A 26,441-nucleotide genomic window follows, 5' to 3' on the forward strand; every position below is an offset into this window, starting at 1 on the left:
GGATGACCGCGAGGTGATCCCGCATCTCGCATACTCTCCGCGTGAGGTCGACAGTGGTCGAAGGAGTGAATGCGTGAGGCGCGCCCGGCCGGCTGTCGTCGTCCTGTCCGTCGTCTTGGGCATCGGCGCCGCGGGATGGGTGTTTCTCGCCGACGGCTCGACGCTGGAGAGGACGGATCAGCTGGCGAGCGTGCTCAGCGGCGCGATCGCCTTGCTCACGTTGGCAATGTCCCTGACGCGGTTCCGGTCCCTGCCCAGCGCCGTCGTGGACGACGAGGACAGCTACGAGCAGCTGGCGGACGCGGCCGGTCAGTTCTTCGCCGCAGGTGGCCGGAGCTTTCAACTGCCGGTGCGCTGGGTGGGCGATCCCGCTCTCGCCGGTGACCCCGAGAGCCTCGCCCATCTCGTCCTCTCGGCACGACAGCCCCGCCTGATCATCACCGGCGAGGCCGGTTCGGGCAAGACGACCCTGCTGACGCTGCTCGGCCGCGCCCTGATGGCCGACCGGCAGGGCCGCGGGCCGATCCCGATTCTCTGCCCCGCGGTCTCCTGGCAGCCCGGCTTGGAACTTCCCGAGGCGTTTGTCGCGAGGACCCTGGTCGCCACCGGCTTCCTGGCCGGGCGGAAGGTGTCCGACGAGACCGCGCTCGCGGGACAGCTGGTCCGCCGAGGGCTCGTACTGCCGCTCATCGACGGACTGGACGAACTCGGAGAACCGGAACGGCTCGAAGCGGCCGCGGCCTTGGACCAGCTGAGCACCGGATACGTCGTCACCTGCCGGACGACGGAGTACGCGAGCATGCCGGCGACGGCGTTGCCCCGGGCCACACCGATCCGGCTGATGCCTCTCTCCGGAGACGCCATCGGTGACTTTCTCGCCAACGACGATCCGGATGGTGAGCGGTGGAGACCCGTCGTCGACCGGATCGCCGCCGATCCGGCCGGATCGGTGGCGAAGGCCCTGACGACGCCGTGGATGGCAGTGCTCGCGCGCGAGGCGTTCCATGACCGCACCGCGGACCCTCGCGTGCTGCTCGGCAACCAGGATCCCCAGGGTCTGCTGATCGAGAAGATGCTCGACCGCCTGCCCGGGCGAGCACGCGGTTGGCTGGCGGAGTTGGCCCGGCTCACCGGCTCGTCGCCGAACGAGATCATCTGGTGGCGCCTGACCGCCGTCGCCGGTGGGCCCGCCACGGCCGCCGGCTGGATCCGCTGGATCGGACTCCCGCTGCTCGTCGCGGCAACGGTCGTGACAGCCGGAAGCGTTGTCCCCGCCCTCGCGGTAGCGGCCGCGCTCGTGCTGACACAACGGGGCGTGCTGAATGAGCGCAGGCCGGGCCCTCGTCGAGTGGCGTGGCTGGGCTGGAGCGATGCCGGTCGGACGGCGGCCGAGGCATTCTCCGGCTTTGTCATCTTCGGCGGCTTGTTCGCACTTGCCGGCTGGCCCGCGTTCTTGGCGTTCGTCAGCGCACATTCCACCGCGGTGGACCTCGCGGGCGGCGCCGGCGCCGCGGCCATGGTCCTCGCGATGGTCAGCCGCCGGCGCCCGCGGTGGCCAACGGATCCGCCCGTGTCGCTGCGACAAGACAGGCTCGCCGCGGCTCTTCGAGCCCTGGCCGCCTCCGGCCTGAGTGGGGTGATGCTCTGGGCTTTGCCGGCCTCCCCCGGTCCGGCACTGGCGATCACCTTGTCGGTGCTGGTCTTCCTTCTGCTGCTGCTCGACGGCAGCGCGTGGGGGCAGTACACGGTCGCGCGGATGTGGCTGACCGCTCGGGGGCGGCTGCCGTTCCGGCTCGGCCCTCTCCTGGCTGACGCCGAGCGGGCCGGCATCCTGCGGAAGGACGGCGAGGCGTACCGGTTCCGTCACGCCGAGATGCGTGAGGTGCTCCTCCGCCTGGCCGGCGCACGACGCGGTCCGGCCGTGGCGATGGTCGACGAGCTGCTGGTGCAGTTTCTCGCTCTGCCCGAGGTGGCCGGATATCTGGCTCGGGCGTCGCCCGGGCGCCGGGAGGCGCTCGAACAGCGGGTGCGCCGCGAGATCGCGGCCGGCCCCCGGGCGGTGCTCGACAGCGGCTCGGCCCGTCATGAACAGTTCCGGCAGGCTCGCCGGCAGCTGATGGCGGTCGCGGTCCCGGCCTGGGCACGGGCCAACAGCGTTTACGGGATGCTCGCCGCCGTCGCCGCGGCCGCCGCCCTTTTCGGCTTCGGCAATGCGCTGTGGTCGCTGCGGATATCGCCGCTGACCGGACCCGTCACCATTGCCGCCGGCGCGGTCGTCCTGGGCGGCGTTGTCTCGCGCGTCGCTGGCGGACGCGAGCACCGCCGCCTGTTCGCCGTCTGCCTGGTCGTCATGGCGCTGGCCTTCGCGGCGTTGCTGGTCCTGGCGGGTACGGCCTTCCGCCGCATCCCCGGGGCGGACTCGTTCGTCGTCGTGGCTGCCGTGACGGCGTCGCTGTTCGGCCTGTCCTGGGCCGGGACGCGACAGTACGCCGACGCCTGGCGCCGCTTCCGGAACGACGATCCCTCGCAATGGCCGGAACCCGGCCCGTCGACCCGCCGCTACGACGAGGCCGCGCGCCAGGCTCGCGAGGACTGGTTCGCGGCCATGGCGCGGCACGGGATCGTCCCCAAGGTCTGGGACGCGCTCCGGCAGGGTGGCGACGGGCAATCGTTGCGGCTCCCCGTGCTCGACCCCGGACGTCTGGGCGACGTCAGCCGCGCCGAGCAGCTGATCGAGAACGCCGCGGGCGATCGCGTCGCCTGGGCGTTGCGTGAGCTCGAGGGGGCCAGCATCGGCATCAGCGGTCCCCGCGGCACCGGTAAGAGCACGGTATTGCAGCGCTACTGCACCGAGCAGTTCCGGGCCAACGACGGCGACGTGCTCGTGCTGGTGCAGGCGCCGACCACCTACGATCGGCGTGAGTTTCTCGTGCATCTGTTCGCCGAGACATGCGTCCAACTCGGCGCGCCGCCTCCGGCGCCCCCGGCGGCGCATCGGTGGTGGTCGCGGATCCGGGTGCTGTTACCGGCCGCCGTAGTCGTCGCGGGTGTCATCCTGATCAACGGTGTGGTCTTCGGATCCCGCGTCCGTGCCGCCTTCGTGACCATGTGGCAGGAGCCGCGCGTCCCCGCGTACGTCCTCGGCGGCCTGCTGATTTTGGCGCCGTTGCTGTGGCGGCTCTGGCGCGACCTCGTGCGGCGCAGGTCAGCGGCACCGAGCCCGTCGGCGACGGCGGCGGAGCGCCACCTGCAGACGCTGCGCTTCCAGTCCGTCTTCTCCCGCAAGACGGGCGGCAAGCTCGCCCTCGCGGGCGGTTTCGACCTGACCGCCGAGGGCCAGGTACAGCGGACCGAACAATTGCGCACGTACCCCGAACTGGTGGCGCTTTACCGGGAGCTCCTGTATGAGGCCGCACTGGAACGCCGCCGCCGGGGCCAGCGCATCATCATCGGTGTCGACGAACTCGACAAGATCGGGTCGGTGGATGACGCCGAGCGGTTCATCAACGACCTCAAGTCGGTGTTCGGGGTGCGCGGCTGCTATTTCCTGGTCGCCGTGTCGGAGGACGCGCTCGCGGCGTTCGACCGGCGGGCGCTCGGAGTTCGCACCGCCTTCGACAGCGCCTTCGACCTCATCATCGAGGTCGGGTCGCTGAACGTGACCGAGGCCGGGAAACTGCTCCAGTTACGCGGCCTCAGCGTGCCGGAACCGTACCTGTGGCTCTGTCACGTGCTGTCCGCGGGCCGGCCGCGCGAGCTGCTGCGGACCGTGATGGCACTGGCGACGATCAGCTCGAAACGCAAGATGTGGGACATCGCCGAGCTGGCCGTCGAGCTCGTCGCCGCCGACTCGACGAGCATCCTGCGCGCACAGGTCCGGGCCGCGGAGCTGGTCGCCACCCAGCAGCGGGAGGCGGTGCGGTGGATCGTGCAGGTGCACGACGCGCCGATGACCGCGGAGTTGCTCGAGAAGGCATGCGCCGACATGCCGCTGGTGGACCGGACGGACCCGATCTCCCCCATCCTCGTTCAGACCCAGGCTTACGTATATCTGGCCGCGACCCTGCTGCGGGCCTTCGCCGAGGACCCGGGAACCACCGTGACCAGGCTCGGCCCGGTCTCGGGCGGCCCACCGGTGGAGCGGCTCGTGCAGGCCAGGTCGCGGATCGCGGCCCAGCCGGACCTCGCGTGGCCCGCCATCGACGACTTCCGCCGATTCGTCGGCGTCGCGCCGCTCGATCGCGAACCTTAGGTGCCTTGTGCCGCGGCGGAGATCGAGGGCGGCCATGCAGCCCGCCGGAATCAGAAGCCAGCAGGACATCAGCAGGTAGATGACCACCGCGGCGACTTTGGGTCGGCGGCGGCCCCTACGCCGCCTGGAGTCAAGGACCTGGCGAGGGCTTCACCTCGCGCAATGCACCGACGAGGACAAGAGAGGGAGAGAACAGACTGATCTACCGGTTGAGTAGCGTGCGAGCACGCCGACTGGGACTCAGTAAAGACACGCGATAGGGGCACTGACGATCGGTCAACAAACTGTAGGCGCGGATCGCCCTGTCGGCGGCTTCGTATGCCTGTTCGCCGACAGTCATGCCTTTGCCCTTGTTGCGGAAGAGCGCGCCGTAGAACGCCGCGCAGAAGACCGTACTCTCGTGCCAACCTATATTTGCTGAAGTTCCGATATAGGTAACGTCTCCCTGAAGGCAATCGCGAACCGCGTCCCGCCAAGCGCCGGTACCAGTCCGACAGCCATCGGCGACGATGGCGCCGGCGGAAACGCCTCGTCCCTGGTCCGCGGCCGCCGCCCCCAGATCGTCAAAACTGACGCTGATCATGCCGTCCCCGCTGTAAAACGCGGGGGTGATGCTGCTGTCCCCGTGCGCCATCACGTGAAGGACGTTGCAGGGTGAAGTGAAAGCGCTGAGGACAGTTCCAAGATCACGAGTGCGGATGAAGTCGATGTCAACGACAGGGCTCTCATATCCCGCGTTGATATTTTCAAGCACCGACTGCACAAACATCATCGACGTGTCGAAACTGCTGTCCAGCCCGACATCAATGAGATTGATCTGCTTGTTCCGCACGAGGCCGAGCATACGGACCTGATCGAAGAACGTAGATCGTCGTAGCCGTGCTTATCAATGCCGGTTCGACAAGGCAGCTCATCCGGTCGTCCACTTGCTTCTGGCATGACTCAGGGGCCTGGCGCCGGCTGCGCCGGACAAGCCTGCGACGCGGTCTTAGATTCGCTCTCACGGGTAGATGTCAAGGGACTACTAGTCTCGCTACCGTATCCGGCATGGTTGATGACCCCTCTGATTTCGTCTACCCGTCCCAAGTCGTCAAGGACTTCGCCGCGGCGGTCGGTCTACCCGAGCCCGGCCCCTGGACCCGAGAGGAGTGGGACGAGTACCAGGCCGCGAAGGACCGGGCGGATGCTTGCCTCGCCGAGATCATCGCTCGCCGCAATGCAGCGACGGCCGAATTCGATCAGTCGCTGGAGCCGGGCCGGCGGATTCACTCGTATGGGTGGATGTCAAGGGACTACTAGTCCCGTTACTATGCCCGGCATGATTGATGACACCCCTGATCTCATCTACCCGTCCCAAGTCGTCAAGGACTTCGCCGCGGCGGTCGGCCTGCCCGAGCCCGGCCCCTGGACCCGAGAGGAGTGGGATGCGTTCCAGGCCGAGCAGGACGCGGCGGATGCGCGTCTCGCCGAGATCATCGCCCGCCGCAACGCGGAGAAAGCCGCATGAACGCCATCCGTCCGCCGCGCATCCTCGATGCCTCCGCGGTTGTGGAGATGTTCGCGGGGCATCCGAAGTTGATGAAACTCCTCGAGAAAGCTCAGGTCGGCGAGGAGAGCCTGACCATGCCTGCACTCGCCGTGGCCGAGGCACAGGCGGCGTTGCGCTATTCCGACAACGTGTGGTCACACTTCTTCCGTCTCCCCGGGCTCAACGAGCAGAGCTTGACGTGGTTCGGCGCGCTCGAAGCCGGGGCCGTCGCCTCATCGCGGCTGGAGCATTATCCGATGCAGCCGGCGCTCATCGGCCCGATCATGGTGGGTCAGGTCGTTCATGAAGCCCGGGAGATGGGCGCCGTCGTGGTGACCCGGATTCCCGAGGCGTACGGCGCTTACGACGTTTCCCTTCATCTGCTCTAGCGGGCCCGTAGAGCCTGCGCCGCGACTGTCGGTCAGGGGTGGACGACGTCGCGGCGCAGTCAAAACCTGTTAGGCCATCATGGAGCGATGCCGTCTCGCCTGAGCTATGCCGACGCCGTCGCGATTCTCGGTGGTCCCGAGCCGTTCGGGGCGGACGCCGGCCTGCTCGACGTGAAAGCCGCTGTGGTCCGGCAAGGTGCTCGCGTGGCAGGTCAGATCCTTGATTCCGTACGCCGTCTTGGGCGCCACCAGCGCAGCGCACACCTTCAAGCCGCCCATGTCGTGCTGGTCGTTGCCGCCCTCTTCGAGGAGCTGGACGGGCGGGACGGGTCGATCGCCGACGCGGTCAGGGCCGGCGACGGCACCCTCGGCGAACGCCTGCTGCCGGTGCCCGTTCCTCTGCCGGGGCCCGATCTGCCGTACGAAAGCGAACTCCGAAGCTGGTTTCTCGCCGCGGCCGCGCATCTGGATCGTGACGTGCCCGATCTCGATCGGCGGGCCGTGGCCCGGTTCGACGGCGTGCAGCGGCGGCTCGCGGCGGATGTTCCCGAGTTCGCGCTCTGGGCCGCCCGGCTCGGGCCGCCGGCCACCGCCCGCGGGCTCGAACGGCTGGAGGACCTGCTCCTGCTCGCCACCTCCGGGCGGGATCCGGGGCGGCATCGGGACGCGCTGGCCCGCGCCTACCGGGCCGATCTCGAGCGGCCCGTGCTCGGCGGGGACGCCGGCGAGGTGCTTCTGCCGGCGCTCGGCGCCGCCTATCTCGATCCGCGCTACCGGGTCCGGGCGGCCGGGCCCGGCGCCCGCCCCGCCGACGAGCAGTGGTGGAGCGAAGCCGCCGTTCGCGGCGACTTCGCCGACTTTCTGGCCGCCCATCTGACCACCACCCAGGCCACCGAGGCGCCCATGCTGCTGCTCGGACAGCCCGGCGCCGGTAAGTCGTCGCTGACGCGGATCCTCGCCGCGCGGCTGCCCGCCGGGGACTTCTTCGCCTGCCGCGTGCCGTTGCGGGAAGTGCCGGCCGAGGCCGACGTACGGGATCAGGTCGAGCTGGCCCTGCGCCGGGAGATCGGCGAGACCGTGTCGTGGGCCGAGCTGTCGCGGGACGCCGCCGGGGCGCTGCCCGTCATCCTGCTCGACGGCTTCGACGAGCTTCTGCAGGCCACGGGGCTGCACCAGTCCGACTATCTTCAGCAGGTCGCCGCGTTCCAGCGGCGGGAGGCGGCGCTCGGGCGGCCGGTCGCGGTGCTGGTCACCACCCGGGTCGCGGTCGCCGACCGGGCCCGCCTGCCGGCCGGGGCGCTCGCAGTGCGGCTCGAACCCTTCGACGACGACCAGGTCGGGCGCTGGCTGACCGTCTGGAACCGGACCAACGCGCGGCTCAAGCCGCTCACCGCCGACGTCGTCCTCCGGTTCCGCGCGCTCGCCGAGCAGCCGCTGCTCCTGCTCATGCTCGCCCTCTACGACGCCACCGACGGCGCGCTCCAGGACGGCGCCGCCACCCTCGACGACGGGCAGCTCTACGAGCGGCTCTTGACGAGTTTCGCGGAACGGGAGGTGCGCCGCCTGCACGCCGGGCAGCCCGACGCCGCCGTTGCCGGCCTCGTCCAGCAGGAGCTGCTTCGTTTGTCGGTGGTCGCCTTCGCCATGTTCCACCGGCTGCGGCTGTGGGTCACCGAGCGCGAGCTCGACGACGACCTCGCCGGCCTCGGCATCACACCGTCGCGGCCCGGCCTCACCGAGGGCTTCCGCAGCCCTCTCACCGCGGGGCAGGAGATGGTCGGCCGGTTTTTCTTCATCCAGCGGGCGCAGGCCTTTCAAGACGATCAGACGCTGGTGACGTACGAATTCCTGCACGCGACCTTCGGTGAATATCTGGTCGCCCGGCTGGTCGTCCAGGCCGTGCGCGACACCGAGGCCCGGGAAGCGGCGAGCACCCTCGCGCTGCGCCTGGGCGCGGCCAACGACGACGACCTGCTGCGGTCGCTGCTCGGCTTCACGCCGCTGACCGCACGGGCCACGGTGCTGCCGTTCGTCGCGGGACTGCTCGACGGCCCCGATCGCGACCGGCTGCGGGCCTGGCTCACGGGCCGGACCGCCGAGGCGGTGACCCGGCCGCAGTACTCGGCGAGCCGCTACCGGCCGATCGACAAGCGCGTCGACCATTGGATGGCCACCTACTCCTACAACCTCATGATTTTGACCCTGGCCTGTGGCGGGCCGCTCCGGGCCTCGGACCTGTTCGACCGCACGACGACGCCGGCCGCCTGGCTGCGGAACTCGGCCCTGCAGTGGCAGGCAGCCGTGCCGGGCGGCATGTGGATGGACGTCATGGAGGTCCTCGAGGTCACCCGCGACTGGCACAACGGGCGCCGTGACATCGTCCTTGAGCTGGCACCGGAGTGGACGAGAGACAACCCGGGGCCACCAGACGTCTACTGGATGAACGGACTCGACGCGGTCCAGAGCGATATGCCGTTCACGGCCGGCGTCGAGCTGCGGCCCGCGCTCCGATCGATGCTGTTGGCCAACCACCTGAGTGACGACGTCATGGTGCACGCGCTCGGACCGTTGATCGAGGGGATGCCCGAGACGTTGACCCAGTTCATCGCACCGGAGGAGGGATCTCACACGTCGGTGGCGCACGCGCTCGTGCGGATGTGGCTCGCGGCTTCACAGAATCATCGGGAAAAAGACCTGGTGGCCATCTACAGCGACGCGTCCTGGGCCGCGGTCCTCACCGGCAGCACACAGGTCGCCGACCTGGTGCTGGGCTCCATGCGTGCCGACGCGTACCGGCTACCTCCCCGCGATGTCTGCGTCATCGTCAACGAACTGTTGGACAATCGGATCATCACTTCCTCCGGCGCGGCGAGCGCCGTCCACTGCCTGACCGAATCGGGGGCGGCCGACGACGCGTACGGCGCCGCTCTCGTCTCCCGTCTTACCGAAACATAGAAGACAGTTATTGACTAGACCGCCCGGTGGTCGTAATTTTCATCGTCAGATGGCACCGATGAAAAGGATGACCGACGTGACCGGTGAGAGTGGTGGCCTGCTCGGCCGCCTGCGGACCGAGGGGCAGCAGCTGCCCGAGGCCCTGGCGCGGATCGCCGAGACGATCCTGGCCGATCCCGAGACGGCGGCCCACGCCAGCATCGTCGACCTGGCCGAGCGGTCCGGCACCTCGACCGCGACCGTGACCCGGTTCAGCCGCACGCTGGGCTTCAAGGGCTACGCCAACCTGCGGGTGGCCATCGCCACCGAGACCGGCCGGGCCGAGCAGGCCCGCTGGGAGACCGACATCTCCGGCGACATCGCGCCCGGCGATCCGCTCACCGACGTGCTCGACGTGGTCACCGCGGCCGACACCCGGGCCATCCAGAGCACCGCGGCCGGGCTCGACGTGACCGCCGTCGAGCGGGTCGCCCAGCAGATCGCCGGCGCCCAGCGGGTGGAGATCTTCGGGCTCGGCAGCAGCGGCACGGCGGCGCGGGAGATGGCGTTCCGGCTCGAGCGCATCCGGGTGCCCGTCTGGCACCGCACCGACTCGCACACCGCGCTGACCAACGCCGCCCTGCTGCTGCCGGGCGACGTGGCGATCGGGCTGTCGCACTCCGGCCGCACCCGCGAGGTCATCGAGACCCTGGCCGAGGCGGCCGACCACGGGGCGCTCACCGTCGCCGTGACCAGTTTCGGGCGGTCGCCGCTGGCCGAGGTGGCCGACGTCGTCTTCACCACCGCGGTGCAGGAGACCACGTTCCGCCTTGCCGCGCTCTCCGCGCTGCATTCACAACTGCTCGTGCTGGATCTCATCTACGTCGCCGTGGCCCAGCGCACGTACGAGCGTACGGCCGAAGCCCTCGAAGTGACGGTCCGCGCGGTGGACGCCCACCGCCTGCCCGAGAAGAACCCCACCCGCAAGCGCGGGCGTGCGAAAGGACAGCCGTGAGCCTCAGCAGCAGCGATTACCTCGAGACGATCCAGGCCGCGATCGCGCGTGTCGGCACCGGCCAGACGGAGCTGATCCAGCGGGCGGCGGAGATCCTGTCCGATTCCGTACGGGCCGGTGGCGTGATCCAGGCGTTCGGGTGCGGCCACTCCGAGGCGCTCGCCATGGAGATCGCCGGTCGGGCCGGCGGCCTCGTGCCCAGCAACCGGATCGCGCTGCGCGACGTCGTCCTGTACGGCGGCGACCCGCTCTCGGTCCTCCAGGACCCCACGGTCGAGCGGCGCAGCGACATCGCCCACCGGCTGTACGAGCTCGCCCCGGTCAAGCCGGACGACGCGTTCGTCATCGCCTCCAACTCCGGCATCAACGGCGCCGTCGTCGAGATGGCGCTGCTGGTCAAGGAGCGTGGCCACGCGCTGATCGCGATCACCTCGGCTGAGCACTCGGCCGGCGTCGCGTCCCGGCACCCCAGCGGGCGCAAGCTCGGCGAGATCGCCGACGTGGTCCTCGACAACGGCGCCCCCAAGGGTGACGCCGCCCTCCCGCTCCCCGGCGGAGGCGCGGTCGGCGCCGTCTCGTCGATCACCGGGGCCCTGCTGGCCCAGCAGATCGTCACCGAGGTGGTGGCCCGCCTGCTCGCCGCGGGCGTGACACCGCCGGTCTACCTGTCGGACAACGTCCCCGGCGGTAAGGAGCACAACGCGGCGATGGAAGCCCGGTATGCCGGGCGCATCCGCCGTACGGCATAAGCCCGGTATGCCCCGGGGCGTACCGCGTACCAACGGCACCTCCGCGCCGGACTGGCCACCGGCGCGGTTACGTGATCCCCCCGTTTATCAGGAGGTTCTATCTCCATGCTCAAGAAACGATTGGCGGCAATTCTCACCGGGGTCCTGGCCGGAGCGGGCGCTGTCGCCCTCTCCTCCGGGCCCGCCGAGGCCGCGGACTGCGGCTACCTGTTCGACGACTTCCACTACAGCACCTCGGCCGACCCGGCGCTGACCGCCAACGGCTGGACCCCGCGCAGCTATCAGGGCGGCCCGGGCGTGCCCGGCGCCAACTGGTCGGCCAACAACATCACCTTCCCCACCTCCGGCGGCCAGAAGGTGCTCCAGCTGACCGCCTCGACCGACGGCACCGGGGCCGGCACCAACCACGCCGAGCTCTACTCGACGCAGAAGCGCTACCTCGACGGCACCTACGCCACCCGCATCCGGTTCACCGACGCGCCGGTCAGCGGCAACGACGGCGACCACATCAACCAGACGTTCTTCACGATCAGCCCGCTCAACGGCGACATGGACCCGACCTACAGCGAGCTGGACATCTCGGAATATCTGCCGAACGGCGGCTGGGGCGAGACCGGCCCGATCAACTATCAGACGAGCTGGTACACGTACCGGAACGAGCCGTGGTTCGCCGACAACGTGCACTCCGAGCAGCGCTCGAGCCTGGACGGCTGGCACGAGCTGGTGGCGCAGGTCGCGAACGGGCACATCGTCTACTTCATCGACGGCGTCCAGGTCGGCGACCACTCGGGCAAGTACTACCCGCGCCAGACCATGACCATCAACTGGAACCTGTGGTTCATCGACACGGCGACCCACACGGGCGGCCTGAGCACGTACATCGAGCAGGTCGACTGGGTCCTGTTCGCCAAGAACCAGGTGCTCTCGCCCTCGCAGGCCACCACGCGGGCCACGGGCTACCGCACCGCCGGCAACACGTTCGTCGACACGGTCGCCGGTACCGGCACGTGCTCCAACCCGCCCACGACGCCACCCACGACCCCTCCGACCACCACCCCTCCCACCACGACCCCGCCTCCCGCGACCAACTGCGCTGACTCGCCCACCTGGGCGATCGGCTCCGTCTACACCAGCGGCAACCTGGTGAAGCACGAGCGCAGCCGCTACGGCGACCCCAACGGCCCGAAGTCCGGCGACGGCGTCCACCTGTGGCGCGCCAAGTACTGGACCCAGGGCTCCGAGCCCGGCTGGACCGACCAGTGGCAGGACCTCGGCCGCTGCTGAAAGCGCTGAACGGGAGCGGGGCGTCACGGCCCCGCTCCCATGATCTAAAGTTCCCGCCCGTGGGCGCATCCGGCTGGAGTTACTACACCGACTACCGACCCGACCTGAACGCGGCTTTCGAAGCCCTTCAGCTGAGGGTCCTCGACGAGGGCGACTACTGGTGGGCCGTCCCCGGCGAAATGGGCAAATCGGCCGCGGACTTTCCGGATCGCCCGCGGACCATGGACGAGCTGTGGGACGACGAGGCGGTCCAGGAATCGGGCACCCACTCGATCATCGACATGGACCGGGTGCTGGCCGACGGCGAGGAGCCACAGTACGGCTACCTTCCGTACCTCGATGACCCGTCCCTGTCCTTCCAGCAGGCCGTCCAGCGCTTCGGCGAGCCCGAGTACGGCGTGATCGTCCCGATCTCCCCGGCCGAGGCCCGGGCCGCCGCCGGCGTCGAGAAGCTGACCAGGGCCCACGTCGAGGCGCTCGACGACCTGGCCGAACATCGGTGGATCGGCCGGGTCGCCGTCCTGCACGGCGACGACGGCCTGCCCAGTGAGCTCTACTTCTTCGGCTTCTCCGGCGACTAGATCACAGCAGGTAGCCGCGGGTTGATCGCGTTTGCCAGGATCGGCCCGTGTCTCCTACCCGGTCCGAGCTGCGGCCCGACCCCGCGGCCCCGGCCGCCGGTGTCCGGAAGCGCTGGTGGCCACGCCTGCGCCTGCCGCTGATCCTCGTCGCCGCGCTGGCCCTGGCCGCCTACGGCCTCCGCGGCCGCTTCCCCGATCCCGGCGACTTCCTGGGCGCGCTGACCGGCGCCGACTACTGGTGGGTCACGCTGGCCGTCGCCCTGCAGGCGGTCTCGCTGGGCGCTTTCGCCTGGCAACAACGTCAACTGCTGAGAGCTTTCCGCGTACGCCTCCGAGCCCGTTTCGCTCTCGCGGTCACCTTGGCCCGCACCGCCATCTCCATCTCGATGCCCGCCGGCGCCGCGGTTTCGGCGGGCTACGCCGGACGCCAGTACGTCCGCACCGGCGCGACAAAGGAGATAGCGGCCGCCTCGATGATCGTCTCAGGCCTGACCTCGATCGGCGGCCTGGCCCTGCTCTACGTGGTCCTGGGCGCGGCCCTGCTGACCACCGACCCCGACCTGCTGGCCACCCCACAGCCCTTGATCGTGGTGGCCGCCCTGATCGCCCTGACCGCCACCGCCGTCGTGGTCGGCCGCCGGGCGATGCACCGCCCGCCACGCCCCGACTCCAGCCGCCGGCGCTCCGGCAACAAGATCCTCGTCTACGCCCGCAAGCTGCTCACCGCCGCCGCGGAGGCCTGGCGAGCCGGCGCCGCCCTGCGCGCCCGCGAGTGGATAACCGGCGTCCTGTACTACACCGTCAACTGGCTGACCGACCTGCTGTGCCTGGCCGCGACGTGCCGAGCGGTAGGCCTCCCGGTAGGCGTCATGACCTTGGCCGGCATCTACTTGGGCGTCCAGATCGTCCGCCAGGTCCCCCTGACCCCCGGCGGCGTAGGCGTGATCGACACAGCCTTGGTAGCCGGCCTGACCGCCGCCGGCGCCACCGCCGCCACCGCCGCCGCCGCGGTGGTCATCTACCGCCTGATCTCCTGCTGGCTCCTGATCCCGGCCGGCGGCATAGCCGCCCTGTACCTGCGCCGCGACATAGCCACCTGAGCGGCGTGGTCAATGTGCTGCGGCTGGAGCCGCTGCTGTTTCCCGCCGAGTTCAGCTCACACCGTGTACGCATCTTCGTGGACGGCGTCGATGTCGTGGCGGCGGCCTACGGTCCCGGCGGATGCCACGGAAAGCCAGTGGCCGGGTTCGCGCCTTCCTGGCTGCTGGGATCGCACGGGCTCGCCGCGTCGCCGACTGTGCGAGAGGTCGAGTTGGCCGGCTCGGACACGACCGAGGACCGGCTCACCGTTGACATCCGCCAGGCCGGCGCGATGGTGACGTGGGATCACTGGCGCCTGATCGACATGGGCACGGTGGTCGGCGAAGGCCCGGACATCCGGTTGAGCCCGTTCCGGTTCGACGCGGTGGCCTACGCGTCGGAGCTGGCACGCGCGGCGGCGCACGCCGACCGCAAATGGCCGGCCCGCGCGGTGGCGGAGCTTCTCGAGGCCGAAACGCGGCACGACGACTACGACAGCAGGTGGATCCGCCGGTGTTTCACGGTCCGCGCCCCGGAGGACCGCCCGGACGTGGTCGAGGTCGGCTACTACGCCCGTGACCCGAGCGGTCGTCGATATGCCATGCCGGGTCACTACATCGTGGCCTTTCCGATCGACGACACCGATCCCGGCGATCAGGCCCAGGCCATCGCCCACCGGCTCGGTCACGAGGACCTCAAACCGATATCGACCCATCAACCGCCCCGGCGCCGGCGCTGACTCCGGCACTCCGCGGCAGCCCGAGATGTGGTGAGGCCTCTTCGCTTCGTGACGGGGTCTTCGGCGACTGGGGAGGCCGCCTATTCGAGGCCGTCGCGGGAGATCGGCGGGGTGACCTGGAAGTCGCGGAAGGTGGCCTCCAGGCCGGCTCGCTCGGGTGAGCAGCACATGACGCCCACGTCGACCGTGGCGGGGAGGTTCAGGTGGCCCAGGCGTAACAGGTGCCATGGGCCGTCGCCGTTGCGGTAGTGCGCCGCCACGGACCCGCCGAAGCGGGTCACCCGCATGGCGATCTCGCCGGTGAAGCCGGGGACGGGGGTCATCGAGACGTCGGAGAAGTCGCGGGTCAGGACCGTGCTGATCTGGACCTCGCCGGATGTCACCTCCAAGCCCGTCTTCAGCCAGTTGCGCTCGTCGGCCCTGAGCATCAGGCCCGCCTGGTCGAAGCGGGTGTCGTGCTCGGCCGAGACGATGGCCTCGGCGGTGAAGTCGCCGGTCGCGGGCCGGTGGTAGAAGTGGCCGTTGTCGGTGGTCCAGTCGTAGAAGGTCTCGCGCCAGAAGTCCGTCTTCAGCTCCGTGACCGCGCGGATCACGCCGTTCTCGTGCGACCAGACGCTCGGCTCGTTCAACCACTTCATGGCGGTGAGCATAAATCGGATGCGGGCGGCGCGCGGGTCCGGCACCATGCTGGCACGCAACGCCGGCAGGAAGGGAGGGTGCCGTGATTTCCGCACGCATACCGATGCCTGGGAGGCTTCGTTGTTGTTCCGCACCATGGCCGAGGGAGAACTCGGCCGCGTTCTGAAGTGTCTCGACGACCCGGCCCGTTTCGAGCGGCTTCTCGAGACCGGTGGCTACCGTCCGGAGTGGACCTGGCTCGCCGTCGACGGCGACGCGATCGAGGGTGTCGCTGTGTGGTGGGGCTTTCCCACCAGTGAGCGGCCGCTCGCCCTCGACACCCTGTGGGCCGCGCCCGACGTCCCGGACCCGGCCGAGCTCTGGGCCGCGCTCATCCGCCGGGTGCCGCCGCCTTTCGAGTTCCACCTCTTCACGCTGCCGGGGCATGAACAGGACCGCGACGTGACCCTGCGCCTGGCCGCCGCCGAGCTGGCCGGGCTCAGTGATGTCAACGAGCGGCTGCGCTACCAGTGGACGGCCGCCGACCCGCTCCCCCGGCGCTCGGCCCGGCTCACCTTCGAGCCGGAGCCGGACGACGAGAAGTTCGCGGCGGTCTTCGCCTCGATCTCGGAGGGCAGCCTCGACGTCGACACGCGGGCGGGCGTCGCACGGCTCGGCGCTCTGGAGCACGCCCGCGAGGACATCGCCCTCTACAAGCAGATGCGGGGGCCGCGCGATCAGTGGCGTGTCGCCTTCGACCAGCGGGGTGAGGTCGTCGGGGTGGCCATGCCCAGCGCCAACGACGGCGGGCCGGTGGTCGGCTTCGTCGGTGTCGTGCCGGGGCAGCGCGGCCGGGGCTACGCCGACGACCTGCTGGCCGAGATCACCCACATCCTGGCCGAGGAGGGGGCGACCACGATCCGCGCCGACACCGACAAGGTGAACACGCCGATGGCCGCGTCCTTCGAGCGCTGCGGCTACCGCGTCTTCGCGATCCGGATCGTCGCGACGTTCCCGATCTCGCTCAGTGGGGTCACAGGGTGACGGGCGCAGAATCGGCGTCATGACGGATGGGGTGCGGGTGCCGCCTCGCTGGATCGTCACGAGCGCGTGGCGGGTGCATCGGGGGCTGTACCGCGCGAGCGGTGGCCGGTTCGGGTTGCGGCGGCCGCGCCCCGGCCGTTATGGCATGTTCCGGCTCACCACGGCCGGGCGGCGCAGCGGGCGGGAACGCAGTGTCATTCTCGCCTACCTCGAGGACGGCTCGTCGATCGTCACGCTCGCCATGAACGGCTGGGGGGACGGCGAGCCGGCCTGGTGGCTCAATCTGCGGGCGCGCGGGACGGCGTACCTCCGAACGCCTGACGGAACCCGGACCGTGACCGGACGCGCAGCGCTGGGCGCGGAACGCGACCGTCTGTGGCAGCGCTGGCGTGAGCTCGACCCGCGGCTGGACGATTTCGCGGCGCTGCGCGGCACGGAGACGGCGGTCGTCATCCTAGAAGCGCCAGCAGGCTCACCACCCGGGGATCGGTGACGGCCGACGGCTGGTGCACCACGTGATAGGTGACCGGCGGCAGGTCCTTCACCGGGACGCCGGCCAGGCCGCGCGGAACCGGCACGCAGCCGTTGACGATGGCCAGGCCGGCCCCCAGGGCGACGAAATGCGTGATCAACGGCCAGCCCTCGGCCTCCACCGCCACCGTCCACGCGGCGCCGGCCGTGCGCAGCGCCTGTTCCAGCATGACCCGCTGCGGGCGGTGCTGCGGCGGCACCACCAGGGACTCCCCGGCCAGGTCGCGCAGCCGGATCGAGCGGCGCCGGGCCAGGCGATGACCCGACGGGACGAACAACATCTGAGGAAAAGACGCCAGTTCCCGTACGGCCAGATCGGGCGGCAGGACGTCCAGAACGCTCACCCCCACGTGGGCCTGTCCGCCCCGGACGGCCGCCAGCATCTGCCGGTGATCGCAGTTGATCAGCCGGAGCGGCGTGGCCGCGAGCGCCGCCCGGATCGCGTCGCCGAGCAGGTAGAGATACGCACCCTGGCCCGCCGCCAGCACCACCGGCCGGCGCTCGGGCACGCCCGCGAACTCGGCCAGGAACGAGGCCAGCCGCTCGTCCTGGCCGCGGGCGAACCGCGCGACCGCCTCCCCGTCCGCGGTGAGCACCAGGCGGCGGCCCTCGCGGCGGTACAGCGGGCGGCCCAGCGACTCCGACAGCTTCCGGATCTTCACATGCAGGGCGGGCTGCGAGATGTGCAGTTCCTCGGCCGCGCGCGTGAAATTCAGGTGGGCGGCGAACACGGCGAACGCCGTCAGGTCCATAGCGCAGGACTATAGCTGGACCGCGATGAATAGTTCTCGTCTAGCGCCATTGAAAGCATGCTGAAGGGCATGAGAAACCTTGGCGTGGACATCGGACGTGTGATCATCAACGGCGACACCGAGTTCTTCAGCGGCGACACCGCCACCATGCTGGCGACACCGGCCGTACCCGGAGCATTCGAGACCTTGAGACGTCTCGTGCCGCTCTTCGAGGACGTGTGGCTGGTCTCCAAGTGCGGCGAACGGGTCCAGCGGCGCACCCGGCAGTGGCTCGACCACCACGACTTCGTTGCGCGCACCGGCATTCCCCGCGACCACGTGCGCTTCTGCCTGAGGCGGCCGGAGAAGGCGATCCACTGCGCCGAGCTCGGCGTCACCCACTTCGTCGACGACAAGCTCGACGTGCACCAGGCGCTGCGCGGCGTGGTGGAGCACCGCTACCTCTTCGGGCCGCAGCGGGGCACGCCTCCCGCATGGGTGACGCCCGTGGCGGACTGGACGGAGCTAAGCGCCAGGATGGACGACGACCTTCACGCCCGTACGGGAAGAGGCCGTTGACATGGCACTTTCGACGTCGCCGAGCGGGAACGCGTGGGAGACCAGCGGTTTGAGGTCGACCAGGCCCCGCGCGGCGAGGTCGATGGCGCGGGGATAGACCTCGCCCATCCGCCGCACCATCACCAGCGTCAGGCCCTTGCGCCGGGCCGCCGCCGCACTGAACGTCGTGCGGTCACCGTCCGGGATGCCGACCAGGACGACCCGCGCGCCGGGCCGGGCCAGCCGCAACGACGCCTCGACGGCACCGTCCGAACCGGACACCTCGAAGACCACGTCGGCCACGGCCTCGGCGCCGGCGGGCTCCGCGCCGAGACTCTCCGCCGCTTTCTGCCGATGGGGCAGAGGATCGCTTGCGAGTACGCGTGTGGCGCCACCCAACCGTGCGAGTTGCACGAGCAGCAGGCCGATCGGGCCGCAGCCGACCACCGCCACCGTCGACGCCATCCGCAAATGACTGAGATCCATCGCGTGCAGGGCGACGCCGAGCGGCTCCAGCAGCGCGCCCTCGTCGTCGGAGAGCGCGTCCGGCAGCCGGTGCAGCCGGTGCGCCGGCCAGGCCATGAACTGCCGGAGGCCGCCGTCGCAGTCACCGTGCCCGGCGAAGACGATCCGCGTGCACAGGTTGGGATATCCGGCGCGGCATTCCTCGCAGGTCTCGCACGGGATCGCCGGATCGATGGCCACCCGGGCGCCGTCGTCGGCCCCGCCGCGGATGACACCGGCCATCTCGTGGCCGAGCACGAGCGGGCGCGGCAGCACGGCGTCGCCGATGCCGCCCTCGGTGAACCAGTGCAGATCGGAGCCGCAGATGCCGACCGAGGTCACCTCGACGAGCCGCTCACCGTCACCCGGAACGGGGCGGTCTTCCTCATGCAGCCGGATCTCGCCGGCACGGTGGAGACGGGACACGATCACGACCCGACGCTAACACCGCAACGGTGTATCGCGAACCGGCGATGAACCCTGCATGATCGACGGCATGTCTTCCACCGACCTCCTGGCACCGGGCGGCGTCACGCACGTCCCCGGCGTCTACGACCCGGCCAGCGCCGCGCTCGCCGTCCGCGCGGGCATCCGCGCCGCGTACCTGTCCGGCGAGGCGATCGCGGCCACCATGCTCGAACCGTCCACCGTCTCGGCGACCCAGATCGCCGACCGGGCTGCGGTCCTGAGGTCGTTCCTTTCAGGTGTGCCCCTGCTCGCGGACGCGAACGTGGGCTTCGAGGATCCGGACGCGGCGGTGTGGTCGGCCCTGTCCTACCAGCGCGCGGGCATCAGCGGCATAGTGCTGAGCGAGGGTACGGCCCTGCGGGTGGCCGCGGTGAAGGAGAGAGCTCCCGGCGTCCTGGTGATCGCCTTGGCGCCCGGCGACACCCCGGGCGAGCTCATCGCGAGCTGCCGGGCGCTCGCGTCGGCCGGCGCGGACGCCGTCCTCCCGCTCGGCGCCCGGGAGACCGACTTGCGCTCGCTGCACGCGGCCCTTCCAGATGTACGCCTGGTGCTGAACCGCACGGAAGGGGCAAGCGGAGGCGGCCGCCACCTGAGCGATCCCGAGCTGGCCGACGCGGGGGTGAGCCTGGTGATGCACCCGTTGACGGCGTTGCTGGCCGCCTTGCGGGCGGCTTCAGTCGCGTACCACGCCCTGGCTGCTCCACCCGCCACGCCCGGTCCCGCCTCGCCCGGCCCCGCCGCCGCAGCGACTCCCCGGCCCGATTTGTCGGCGTCGGCCATTCCAGCGGCCCGAGCCTCGTCGGGCGCGCCGGCCGAGACGGTCGACCGGATCGACCTGATGCCGCCCGCCGTTCTGGCCACGTTGGCTCCCGGCCGCGCGGCGAGCTTCCAGCCGGAGCCCGTTGCCCTGCTCCCGGCTCCGAGGCCCGCGACGGCCCCCACGCCTTTCGGCGCTCCGGCCTTCGGCGCGCGCGACGATCGTCCGTGGGCCGCCGCCGAACCCACCGAACGTCCCTGGGAGGCCGTCAGCCAACCGGATGAACTTCCGGCGTCCGCTTTCGATCAGCCCCGCGCGGGCGTCGCCCCGGCCCAGCGGCCCGGCGCCGCGGCGGCCGGCCGCACCTGGACGAGCATCGCCCGGGAGGTCAGCCGCCTCGGCACCTGAATCACCGCCGACCCGCGCGGGCGGCAAGCGCTCGCGCGGGCACGCCGGGTCAGTGTCAGCCGCGGGAGCGCGGCAGGCAGCACTTCTTGTACTTCAGGCCGGAGCCGCACCAGCAGGCGCCGTTGCGCTCCGGGGGCCACGGGATCTGGTTGGTGCCGCCGGCCAGCCGGGTCGCGTAGCCACCGCGGGTCTGCGGGTCGGCCGGGTCGCCGTCGGCACCGGCGAAGCCGGTCAGGCCCGACACCGTGCCCGGCAGGACCGCGAGGCCGGTGCGGCCGGCGCCGGTCAGGCGGACCAGTTCCTTCTCCAGGTGGGCCCGGTGCTCGTCCCAGTCCGCCCCGTACGGCTCGGACAGCGCCGGCCACTTCTCCAGGAGCTTCTCGAGCTCCGCCTTCGGCCAGAACAGCAGGTCGTCGGCGGGCGCCGCGGCCGTGCGCCCGGCCGTGTTGGCCAGCCGGGTCTCGAGGCGGTCGGCCAGGTTGTCGTGGTGGTCGTGCTGCAGGCCCAGGGCGTGGCGGGTGCGGTGACGCTGCTGAAGCAGGAAGAAGAGCTGGCCGGCGTCCTCGGCGCTGGACGGCTCGGCGGCGTCGCCCCGCCCGGCCAGCACCTCGTTGAGCGCCTCGGTCAGCCACTCCTCGGCGACCCGGTCGCGGCGCCCGGCGGCGAGGGCGGCGCTGACGTACGCCGGCGCGTCCCCGTACTGCGTCAGCAGCGGCCGCAGCGGCTCGAGCGCGGCGATCGCCTCGTCGTCGCGTCCCGTCCGGAACAGGACCCGGGCCAGGAGCGCCTTGGCTCCGGCGGCCTGGTTGTCGTCCCGCGACCCGAACGCCTCGACGGCCCGCTCGGCGTACCGCAGCGCCGCGTCGAGCTTGCCCCGGCTCTCCGCGATCTCGGCCGCGAGCGCGAGGGCGTACCCCGCGTCGTCCTTGTCGGCCAGCTTCCCGGCCTCGGCCGCGTCGGCAAGCTCGGCCGCAACACCCAGCGGATCGGCCGCCCCCAGGGCGCTCTGCCGGATCTCAGTAAGGTCTGCGCTGGTCAGATCGGCTTTAATTGGCACGCCGTCACGGTACAACTTCGCGGGGACTCATGACTGTTGATCTGGGTCTCACTCCGGCTCGCGCGTCGCGCCGATATCGGGCCTCGGTCAGCGGGAAGCCCCGCGATCCGTCCGTCTTCATCGACCCGTCCGGGCGCCATCCGGCGGCCTCGTAGAAGCGCCGGGCCCGCTCGTTCGCGGCCAGCACCCAGAGGATGTACTCGCGATAGCCGTCGCCGGCGAGCCGCCGCACGCCTCTGTCCATCAGCGCCCGGCCGGCTCCGAGCTTCCAGCTGTCAGGACGTACGTACAGTGCCTGCACCTCACCGACCAGGCGTGGATCGGTGTCCGCGTCACGGCCGGCCGAGACCCGGATGTAGCCCACCACCCCGCCCGCCGCACCCTCCGCCACGAAGATCGCCATCGCCGGTTCCCGGACCATCCGCTCCCAGACGGGCCGCCGATCGGCCGGCGTCATGCGGTCCAGATAGTCCTGCGGAACCAGCCCGCGATATCCCGCCCGCCAGGCCCGCACGTTGACCTCGGCCAGCGCCTCAGCGTCATCAGGAGTCGCCGCACGCACGATCATCGCTAGACCATAGAACCGGGCCGCTGGACCGGGCCTCCTATTATCCGGGGCCGGCGAACGGGTGACGGGGGACGGACGATGGGGACGCGGCGACCACATCACCGCCGATGGCTGGCGGCGGCCGCGCTGGGGCTGGTCGCTCTCGGCTGCGCACGGCCCGGCGCCGGCGACGGTGACTCGTCGCCCCTGGTCACGGCGACCCCGTCGGCCTCCGCCCCGGCCGCTTCCGTGCCGCCGGACGACGCGGGCGCTCAGGCCCAGCCGCCCGGCGACGGCGCGCCCCACCAGGCCGAGAACAACGGCTGGAAGCAGCGCCACGACCTCACCGCCGAGGAGCAGCGCGCCGGCGACGCCCTGGCCGCCCGCATCCGCCCGAAGCTCACCGCCCTGCGCTCGGCCGGCGACTTCACGCCCGCCTCCACCCAGCAGGCTCTGCTGGGTCTCGGGCTCGACCCCGCCCAGGTGCAGGTGACCGCCATGCGCACGCCCATCGGCGAGGCCACTCCCCCGCCCGGCGCCGTCTTCGCCGTCCGCTTCCCCGAGGCCGGGTGCGTGATCGGCGACGTACGCCCCGAACGCCTTCAGATCGAGGTGACCGGCGCCGCCGCCGAGTTCGGTTGCCTGGAACCGTTCTCCCACTGACTGGAAGTCGACCGTCAGCTTCAGGGCGGCCATGTACCGCTCGGCCACCACCGCCACGCACGGTTTCGGCCGCCCGATGTGGATGGTCGGCGACGGGCTCCCGGAATGTCCGGCCCCCAGCGGCCGCGCCGCCGCCCGCGGCCTGCGCCCTGGCCCCGATCGCCGGCCCCTCCGGCCCTGGTGACCGTCCCTATTCGATCAGCACGCGGACGTCCCAGGGGCCGAGGGGCAGGGTCTCGCCGGCGGTGAACGAGTGCGGGCCGAGGGCGTCGGAGGCCGCGCCCGGCAGGACGATCTCGGCCGGGGTGAACGACCAGTTGTGGATGAAGCGCAGCCGTCGGCCGTCGGGGGCGGTGGCGCCGGTCGCGGTCACGGCCGGGGGCAGTTCGGCCCAGGCCGCAGCCGGGCGGAGCCACGTCATCAGGGCCCGGGCCAGGTCGATGCCGGGGATCGTGCCGACGTACGTGATCCGGCCCTTTCCCACGGCCCTCGTGGTGATGGCCGGCCACTGACCGAAGTGGGGATGGTCGTACGACGCGACCACCTCCGCGTCCGTGGCGATCAACCCGTCGGCCCAGCGGGTGGCCGCCGCCCCGGCCGGCAGGCCGAGCACCGGCGACATGACCGGCAGGTCGGCGGTGAGGTTGCTGAACTCGTCGTACCAGACGCCGGCGGCCTCGGCCAGGCGGGCCGGCATGCGGTCGGTGCGGGCGCGCCCTTCCGGGTCGCCGTAGGCGGTGCGGGGGCCGAGGACCAGGTGGCCGCCGGACGAGGCATAGGACAGGAGCCGGTCCAGGGTGGCGTCGTCCGCCATGTAGAGGCCAGCCGCCACGAGGACCGGGGTGTCGGCCGTGTGGTTGTGGGCGTGCTGAACCCGTACCTGTAGACCCGCGTCGAACGCTCCGCGGTAGAACGGGTCGACGATCCCGTGGTAGGCGCGGGCGTCCGGGCTCCCGTCGGCGTGGGACAGGGGCGGGTACTTCTGCATGAGCCACTTGCTCGGCAGGTCGAAGAGGACCGTCACGTCCGCGTCCGGGGTGAGGCCCGCGACCAGATCGCCGGCGGCGGCGAAGTCGGCGCCCAGGCGGGCCAGCTCGCGATAGGTGCGACCAGGACTGCCGTTGTGCGGGAGGACGCCTCCCCAGTAGGTTTCGGCGCCGAAGTGCAGGGTGTGCCAGTGCCAGTACTCGATCATGCGGGCGCCCCGGGAGACCAGGGCCCACGCCGCCTGGCGCCATTGGCCGTCGTACGCCGGGCGGTTGTCCCAGGGCATGCCGATGCTCGACGCGTTGGTCTCGGTGACCAGGAACGGGGCCTGCTTGGAGGCGTACATCCGGTCGGCGCTCTGATAGAGGGCCCACGTGCCGCGACTGGTCCAGCCCTGATCGGCCGTGCGGCGGTCGGGAAGCTCGAGCGAGTCCTGCATGCCGTAGTACGGGTTCCCGGCCGTCACGTCGAGGTGGGTGGCCGTCGCCGCGTCGTCGAGCGCCGGTCGTTCGTACGAGAAACAGGTCGTCACGAACTGATCGGGCCGAGCGTATTCGCGCACGATGCCGGCCTGCCACGCGATGAAGCCGGCCGTCAGCTCGCCCTGGAACCGGCGCCAGGCCACGTCGTACTGGGGCTGCACGTTGCCGTCCGGGCGCCACAGGTCGGCCCACGTCGACAGCCGGTGCGACCAGTAGACCAGGCCCCACTCGCGGTTCAGCGTCTCGACGTCGCCGTAACGCTGCCGGAGGTCGTCCACGAAGCGCTGGAAGACGCCCTCGTTGTGCAGAATTTCGTTGCCGGGCTCGTTGTCCACCTGATAGCCGATGATCGCGGGGTGGGCGGCGTACCGGGCCACGATCTTGCGGATGACCCGTTCGGCGTGGAAGCGGAAGGCCGGATGCGTGAAGTCGGCCTCCTGCCGGGCGCCCCACGGGATGCGCTCGTTCGTGCCGCGCTCCCCCGCGATCTCGGGGTAGAGACGGGCCAGCCACGGGGGTACGGCGTACGTAGGCGTGCCGAGGATGACCGAGATGCCCCGCGCGTGGGCCTCGTCGAGCACCGGCTCCAGCCAGTCCAGGTCGAAGGAACCGTTCGACGGCTCCCAGGTCGACCAGACCGACTCGCCGACGCGGATGACGGTGAAATGGGCGGCGGCCATCAGATCCAGGTCGGTCTTCAGGCGTTCGTACGGCTGGTACTCGTAGTAGTAGGCGGCACCGAACAGAACCGGCATGTGTTTCCTCACTCCTTGACCGATCCGGCGGTCAGCCCGGACTGCCAGTAGCGCTGCAGCAGCAGGAATGCCGCGATCAGCGGCACGATGGACAGCAGGGATCCGGTCACCACGAGGGCCAGCAGCTCCGGGTCGGAGCCGCTGCCGGCGGCGGCCTGGGCCGACCAGGAGCTCAGGCCCACGGTGATCGGGTACAGCTTCGGGTCGTTCAGCATGATCAGGGGCAGGAAGTAGTTGTTCCAGGTGGCCACCAAGGTGAACAGCAGCACGGTGATGAAGCCGGGCGCAAGGCTGCGGGCGGCCACCTTGAAGAAGATGCGAAACTCGCCGGCGCCGTCGATGCGGGCGGCCTCGATGAGGCTGTCGGCCACGGCGTCCTGGGCGTAGATCCGCATGAGGTAGAGGCCGAACGGGCTGACCAGCGACGGCAGGATGATCGCCCAGGGCGTGTTGACCAGGCCGACCTTGCTGAACATGACGTACGTCGGGATGGCCAGGGCCGTGGTCGGCACCATCACCGAGCCCAGCACCAGGCCGAACAGCTTGCCGTTGCCGCGGAAGCCGTACTTGGCGAAGCCGTATCCGCCGAACGCGGCCAGGAAGGCGGCCCCCAGCGCGCTGACCACCGAGTACACGAGCGTGTTGAGCAGCCATCGCCCGTACTCGCCGCCGTTGTGCCCGAAGGTCTCTCCGATGTTGGTGAACAGGGAGAACGAGTGGCCGAACCAGAGGCCGAAGGTGGAGAACAGGTCGCCGGTGTTCTTGGTCGACGCGATGAGCAGCCAGAACAGCGGCAGCAGGAAGTAGATGAGCACGGCCACCATGCCCAGCGTCAGGACGTTGCTGCGGCGAAGGGTCATGACTTCGACCTCCGGGAGGAGATGAAGAGGACGATGTACGAGGCCAGCACGATCACCAGGCCCAGGAGGAACGAGACGGCCGCCGCGTAGTTCACGTTCTGGCTGGTGAAGGCCAGGCTGTAGGCGTACAGGTTGGGGGTGTACGCGCTGTCGATCACGTTGGGCGCGAGCCGTTGCAGCAGGTTGGGCTCGGCGAACAGCTGGAAGCTGCCGATCACCGAGAAGAGCAGGCAGAGCAGCAGGGCCGGCCGCAGCGCGGGCAGTTTGATGCTCCAGGCGATCCGCCACGCGCCGGCGCCGTCGACGGCCGCCGCCTCGTACAGGTCGGACGGGATGGCCCGCAGCGCGGCGTACAGGATGATCATGTTATAGCCGGTGAACTCCCAGGTCACCACGTTGGCCAGGGAGCCCAGCATGGCGCCCGAGCTGAGGAAGTCGGGCGCGGACGTGCCGATCTTGTCGGCCAGCTGGGCGAACGGGCCGTAGTCGCGGCCGTAGAGATATCCCCACATGAGCGTGGCCACGACGCTGGGCACCGCGTACGGCACGAAGACACCGAGCCGGAACACCTTGGCCGCGCGCAGCAGCCCGCTGTCGATGGCGAGCGCGGCGGCCAGGGCCAGCACGAGCATGACCGGCACCTGGATCAGGAAGAACCGGAACACCCGGAACACGCCGCTGATCAGCCGGTCGTCGCCGAACGCCTTGACGTAGTTGTCCAGCCCCGTGAAGACCGTACCGCCGATGAGTTGTTCCTTGAAAAGGCTGAGATAGGCGGCGTACGCCAGGGGAAGCAGGAACAGCAGGAGGAACAGGACCAGGAAGGGCGCGACGAACAGGTAGCCGCGGTTGGCCTGGCTGACGGAGGCGCCTTTGTTCGCGGCCGCCGTGCTCGCCGCCGCCCGTCGTGCGGTCATGGT

Annotated in this window: 25 protein-coding genes; 16 read left to right on the forward strand and 9 right to left on the reverse strand. The window is 70.6% G+C overall.

Annotated elements, in window-relative coordinates; genetic code table 11:
• Window positions 1–73 precede the first annotated feature (73 nt).
• Entirely contained in the window at window positions 74–4,252 is a 4,179-nt protein-coding gene (locus ACFY36_RS32100) for a hypothetical protein (RefSeq protein ID WP_499749654.1), read from the forward strand.
• Between the two features lie 202 nt (window positions 4,253–4,454).
• Here ACFY36_RS32100 and ACFY36_RS32105 read toward each other — a convergent pair whose 3' ends face one another.
• The gene (locus tag ACFY36_RS32105; protein ID WP_499749655.1) at window positions 4,455–5,084 is read right to left on the reverse strand and encodes a hypothetical protein; all 630 of its coding nucleotides are present in this window, start codon (window positions 5,082–5,084) and stop codon (window positions 4,455–4,457) included.
• 215 nt (window positions 5,085–5,299) lie between these two features.
• On the opposite strand from ACFY36_RS32105, the gene ACFY36_RS32110 reads away from it, so the two are divergent.
• The 10 genes from ACFY36_RS32110 (at window position 5,300) to ACFY36_RS32155 (ending at window position 14,551) form a co-directional block, all read left to right on the forward strand.
• Entirely contained in the window at window positions 5,300–5,551 is a 252-nt protein-coding gene (locus ACFY36_RS32110; protein WP_499749656.1) for a hypothetical protein, read from the forward strand.
• A 19-nt stretch (window positions 5,552–5,570) separates the two neighbouring features.
• Complete coding sequence (locus tag ACFY36_RS32115; protein WP_499749657.1) at window positions 5,571–5,759, forward strand: hypothetical protein; 189 nt, start codon at window positions 5,571–5,573, stop codon at window positions 5,757–5,759.
• On the forward strand, window positions 5,756–6,169 hold the full coding sequence (locus ACFY36_RS32120) for a hypothetical protein (protein WP_499749658.1): 414 nt from the start codon (window positions 5,756–5,758) through the stop codon (window positions 6,167–6,169). Before ACFY36_RS32115 ends, ACFY36_RS32120 begins: the two co-directional genes overlap by 4 nt.
• 87 nt (window positions 6,170–6,256) lie before the next feature.
• The gene (locus ACFY36_RS32125) at window positions 6,257–9,124 is read left to right on the forward strand and encodes an NACHT domain-containing protein (RefSeq protein ID WP_499749659.1); all 2,868 of its coding nucleotides are present in this window, start codon (window positions 6,257–6,259) and stop codon (window positions 9,122–9,124) included.
• 67 nt (window positions 9,125–9,191) lie between these two features.
• A complete protein-coding gene (locus ACFY36_RS32130; RefSeq protein WP_499749660.1) occupies window positions 9,192–10,118 on the forward strand; it encodes a MurR/RpiR family transcriptional regulator in 927 nt (308 codons plus the stop codon).
• Window positions 10,115–10,867 carry a sugar isomerase domain-containing protein gene (locus ACFY36_RS32135; protein WP_499749661.1) on the forward strand — a complete coding sequence of 251 codons (753 nt, stop codon included), beginning with the start codon at window positions 10,115–10,117 and terminating at the stop codon, window positions 10,865–10,867. Before ACFY36_RS32130 ends, ACFY36_RS32135 begins: the two co-directional genes overlap by 4 nt.
• Window positions 10,868–10,972: 105 nt before the next feature.
• Window positions 10,973–12,151 carry a glycosyl hydrolase gene (locus tag ACFY36_RS32140; protein ID WP_499749662.1) on the forward strand — a complete coding sequence of 393 codons (1,179 nt, stop codon included), beginning with the start codon at window positions 10,973–10,975 and terminating at the stop codon, window positions 12,149–12,151.
• Window positions 12,152–12,210: 59 nt separating this feature from the next.
• Window positions 12,211–12,732 (forward strand): hypothetical protein, encoded by a 522-nt coding sequence (locus ACFY36_RS32145; RefSeq protein ID WP_499749663.1) that lies wholly within the window; start codon window positions 12,211–12,213, stop codon window positions 12,730–12,732.
• A gap of 47 nt (window positions 12,733–12,779) precedes the next feature.
• A complete protein-coding gene (locus ACFY36_RS32150) occupies window positions 12,780–13,832 on the forward strand; it encodes a lysylphosphatidylglycerol synthase transmembrane domain-containing protein (protein ID WP_499749664.1) in 1,053 nt (350 codons plus the stop codon).
• A gap of 5 nt (window positions 13,833–13,837) precedes the next feature.
• Window positions 13,838–14,551 carry a hypothetical protein gene (locus ACFY36_RS32155; RefSeq protein WP_499749665.1) on the forward strand — a complete coding sequence of 238 codons (714 nt, stop codon included), beginning with the start codon at window positions 13,838–13,840 and terminating at the stop codon, window positions 14,549–14,551.
• 80 nt (window positions 14,552–14,631) lie between these two features.
• Here ACFY36_RS32155 and ACFY36_RS32160 read toward each other — a convergent pair whose 3' ends face one another.
• Complete coding sequence (locus ACFY36_RS32160) at window positions 14,632–15,189, reverse strand: DUF1349 domain-containing protein (RefSeq protein ID WP_499749666.1); 558 nt, start codon at window positions 15,187–15,189, stop codon at window positions 14,632–14,634.
• 121 nt (window positions 15,190–15,310) lie between these two features.
• Here ACFY36_RS32160 and ACFY36_RS32165 point away from each other — a divergent pair, with 121 nt between their 5' ends.
• The gene (locus ACFY36_RS32165; RefSeq protein ID WP_499749667.1) at window positions 15,311–16,213 is read left to right on the forward strand and encodes a GNAT family N-acetyltransferase; all 903 of its coding nucleotides are present in this window, start codon (window positions 15,311–15,313) and stop codon (window positions 16,211–16,213) included.
• A gap of 19 nt (window positions 16,214–16,232) precedes the next feature.
• Window positions 16,233–16,706, forward strand: a complete 474-nt coding sequence (locus ACFY36_RS32170; protein ID WP_499749668.1) for a nitroreductase family deazaflavin-dependent oxidoreductase — start codon at window positions 16,233–16,235, stop codon at window positions 16,704–16,706.
• Here the strand turns inward: ACFY36_RS32170 and ACFY36_RS32175 are convergent.
• Window positions 16,663–17,496 (reverse strand): LysR family transcriptional regulator, encoded by an 834-nt coding sequence (locus ACFY36_RS32175; protein ID WP_499749669.1) that lies wholly within the window; start codon window positions 17,494–17,496, stop codon window positions 16,663–16,665. The genes ACFY36_RS32170 and ACFY36_RS32175 overlap by 44 nt on opposite strands.
• Window positions 17,497–17,580: 84 nt before the next feature.
• On the opposite strand from ACFY36_RS32175, the gene ACFY36_RS32180 reads away from it, so the two are divergent.
• Window positions 17,581–18,054 carry a hypothetical protein gene (locus tag ACFY36_RS32180; RefSeq protein ID WP_499749670.1) on the forward strand — a complete coding sequence of 158 codons (474 nt, stop codon included), beginning with the start codon at window positions 17,581–17,583 and terminating at the stop codon, window positions 18,052–18,054.
• On the opposite strand, the gene ACFY36_RS32185 is transcribed toward ACFY36_RS32180, so the two are convergent.
• Complete coding sequence (locus tag ACFY36_RS32185; protein ID WP_499749671.1) at window positions 18,001–18,969, reverse strand: zinc-dependent alcohol dehydrogenase; 969 nt, start codon at window positions 18,967–18,969, stop codon at window positions 18,001–18,003. The two genes, ACFY36_RS32180 and ACFY36_RS32185, sit on opposite strands and share 54 nt — an antisense overlap.
• Window positions 18,970–19,033: 64 nt before the next feature.
• Here ACFY36_RS32185 and ACFY36_RS32190 point away from each other — a divergent pair, with 64 nt between their 5' ends.
• On the forward strand, window positions 19,034–20,170 hold the full coding sequence (locus tag ACFY36_RS32190) for an isocitrate lyase/phosphoenolpyruvate mutase family protein (RefSeq protein ID WP_499749672.1): 1,137 nt from the start codon (window positions 19,034–19,036) through the stop codon (window positions 20,168–20,170).
• 55 nt (window positions 20,171–20,225) lie between these two features.
• Here ACFY36_RS32190 and ACFY36_RS32195 read toward each other — a convergent pair whose 3' ends face one another.
• A complete protein-coding gene (locus ACFY36_RS32195) occupies window positions 20,226–21,227 on the reverse strand; it encodes an SEC-C metal-binding domain-containing protein (protein WP_499749673.1) in 1,002 nt (333 codons plus the stop codon).
• A 4-nt stretch (window positions 21,228–21,231) separates the two neighbouring features.
• Window positions 21,232–21,795, reverse strand: a complete 564-nt coding sequence (locus ACFY36_RS32200; RefSeq protein ID WP_499749674.1) for a GNAT family N-acetyltransferase — start codon at window positions 21,793–21,795, stop codon at window positions 21,232–21,234.
• 78 nt (window positions 21,796–21,873) lie between these two features.
• Here ACFY36_RS32200 and ACFY36_RS32205 point away from each other — a divergent pair, with 78 nt between their 5' ends.
• Window positions 21,874–22,437 carry a DUF6993 domain-containing protein gene (locus ACFY36_RS32205; protein ID WP_499749675.1) on the forward strand — a complete coding sequence of 188 codons (564 nt, stop codon included), beginning with the start codon at window positions 21,874–21,876 and terminating at the stop codon, window positions 22,435–22,437.
• 190 nt (window positions 22,438–22,627) lie between these two features.
• Here the strand turns inward: ACFY36_RS32205 and ACFY36_RS32210 are convergent, their stop codons facing one another.
• From ACFY36_RS32210 to ACFY36_RS32220, 3 genes are read right to left on the reverse strand one after another with little or no spacing between them, the layout of a single operon-like run.
• Window positions 22,628–24,661: a beta-galactosidase gene (locus tag ACFY36_RS32210; protein WP_499749676.1), complete on the reverse strand. Its 2,034-nt coding sequence runs from the start codon at window positions 24,659–24,661 to the stop codon at window positions 22,628–22,630.
• Window positions 24,662–24,669: 8 nt separating this feature from the next.
• A complete protein-coding gene (locus ACFY36_RS32215) occupies window positions 24,670–25,521 on the reverse strand; it encodes a carbohydrate ABC transporter permease (RefSeq protein ID WP_499749677.1) in 852 nt (283 codons plus the stop codon).
• Window positions 25,518–26,438, reverse strand: a complete 921-nt coding sequence (locus tag ACFY36_RS32220; protein ID WP_499749678.1) for a carbohydrate ABC transporter permease — start codon at window positions 26,436–26,438, stop codon at window positions 25,518–25,520. Before ACFY36_RS32220 ends, ACFY36_RS32215 begins: the two co-directional genes overlap by 4 nt.
• Between the last annotated feature and the right edge of the window lie 3 nt (window positions 26,439–26,441).

Origin of the sequence: Actinoplanes sp. NPDC000266, assembly GCF_042899005.1 — a bacterium.
Classification (GTDB): domain Bacteria; phylum Actinomycetota; class Actinomycetes; order Mycobacteriales; family Micromonosporaceae; genus Actinoplanes.

Coding starts and splice junctions, on each gene's coding strand:
- ACFY36_RS32110 (WP_499749656.1), top strand. CDS start 5,300: ATGGTTGATGACCCCTCTGATTTCGTCTACCCGTCCCAAGTCGTCAAG.
- ACFY36_RS32115 (WP_499749657.1), top strand. CDS start 5,571: ATGATTGATGACACCCCTGATCTCATCTACCCGTCCCAAGTCGTCAAG.
- ACFY36_RS32120 (WP_499749658.1), top strand. CDS start 5,756: ATGAACGCCATCCGTCCGCCGCGCATCCTCGATGCCTCCGCGGTTGTG.
- ACFY36_RS32125 (WP_499749659.1), top strand. CDS start 6,257: ATGCCGTCTCGCCTGAGCTATGCCGACGCCGTCGCGATTCTCGGTGGT.
- ACFY36_RS32130 (WP_499749660.1), top strand. CDS start 9,192: ATGACCGACGTGACCGGTGAGAGTGGTGGCCTGCTCGGCCGCCTGCGG.
- ACFY36_RS32140 (WP_499749662.1), top strand. CDS start 10,973: ATGCTCAAGAAACGATTGGCGGCAATTCTCACCGGGGTCCTGGCCGGA.
- ACFY36_RS32160 (WP_499749666.1), bottom strand. CDS start 15,189: ATGAAGTGGTTGAACGAGCCGAGCGTCTGGTCGCACGAGAACGGCGTG.
- ACFY36_RS32170 (WP_499749668.1), top strand. CDS start 16,233: ATGACGGATGGGGTGCGGGTGCCGCCTCGCTGGATCGTCACGAGCGCG.
- ACFY36_RS32175 (WP_499749669.1), bottom strand. CDS start 17,496: ATGGACCTGACGGCGTTCGCCGTGTTCGCCGCCCACCTGAATTTCACG.
- ACFY36_RS32190 (WP_499749672.1), top strand. CDS start 19,034: ATGTCTTCCACCGACCTCCTGGCACCGGGCGGCGTCACGCACGTCCCC.
- ACFY36_RS32200 (WP_499749674.1), bottom strand. CDS start 21,795: ATGATCGTGCGTGCGGCGACTCCTGATGACGCTGAGGCGCTGGCCGAG.
- ACFY36_RS32205 (WP_499749675.1), top strand. CDS start 21,874: ATGGGGACGCGGCGACCACATCACCGCCGATGGCTGGCGGCGGCCGCG.
- ACFY36_RS32210 (WP_499749676.1), bottom strand. CDS start 24,661: ATGCCGGTTCTGTTCGGTGCCGCCTACTACTACGAGTACCAGCCGTAC.
- ACFY36_RS32215 (WP_499749677.1), bottom strand. CDS start 25,521: ATGACCCTTCGCCGCAGCAACGTCCTGACGCTGGGCATGGTGGCCGTG.
- ACFY36_RS32220 (WP_499749678.1), bottom strand. CDS start 26,438: ATGACCGCACGACGGGCGGCGGCGAGCACGGCGGCCGCGAACAAAGGC.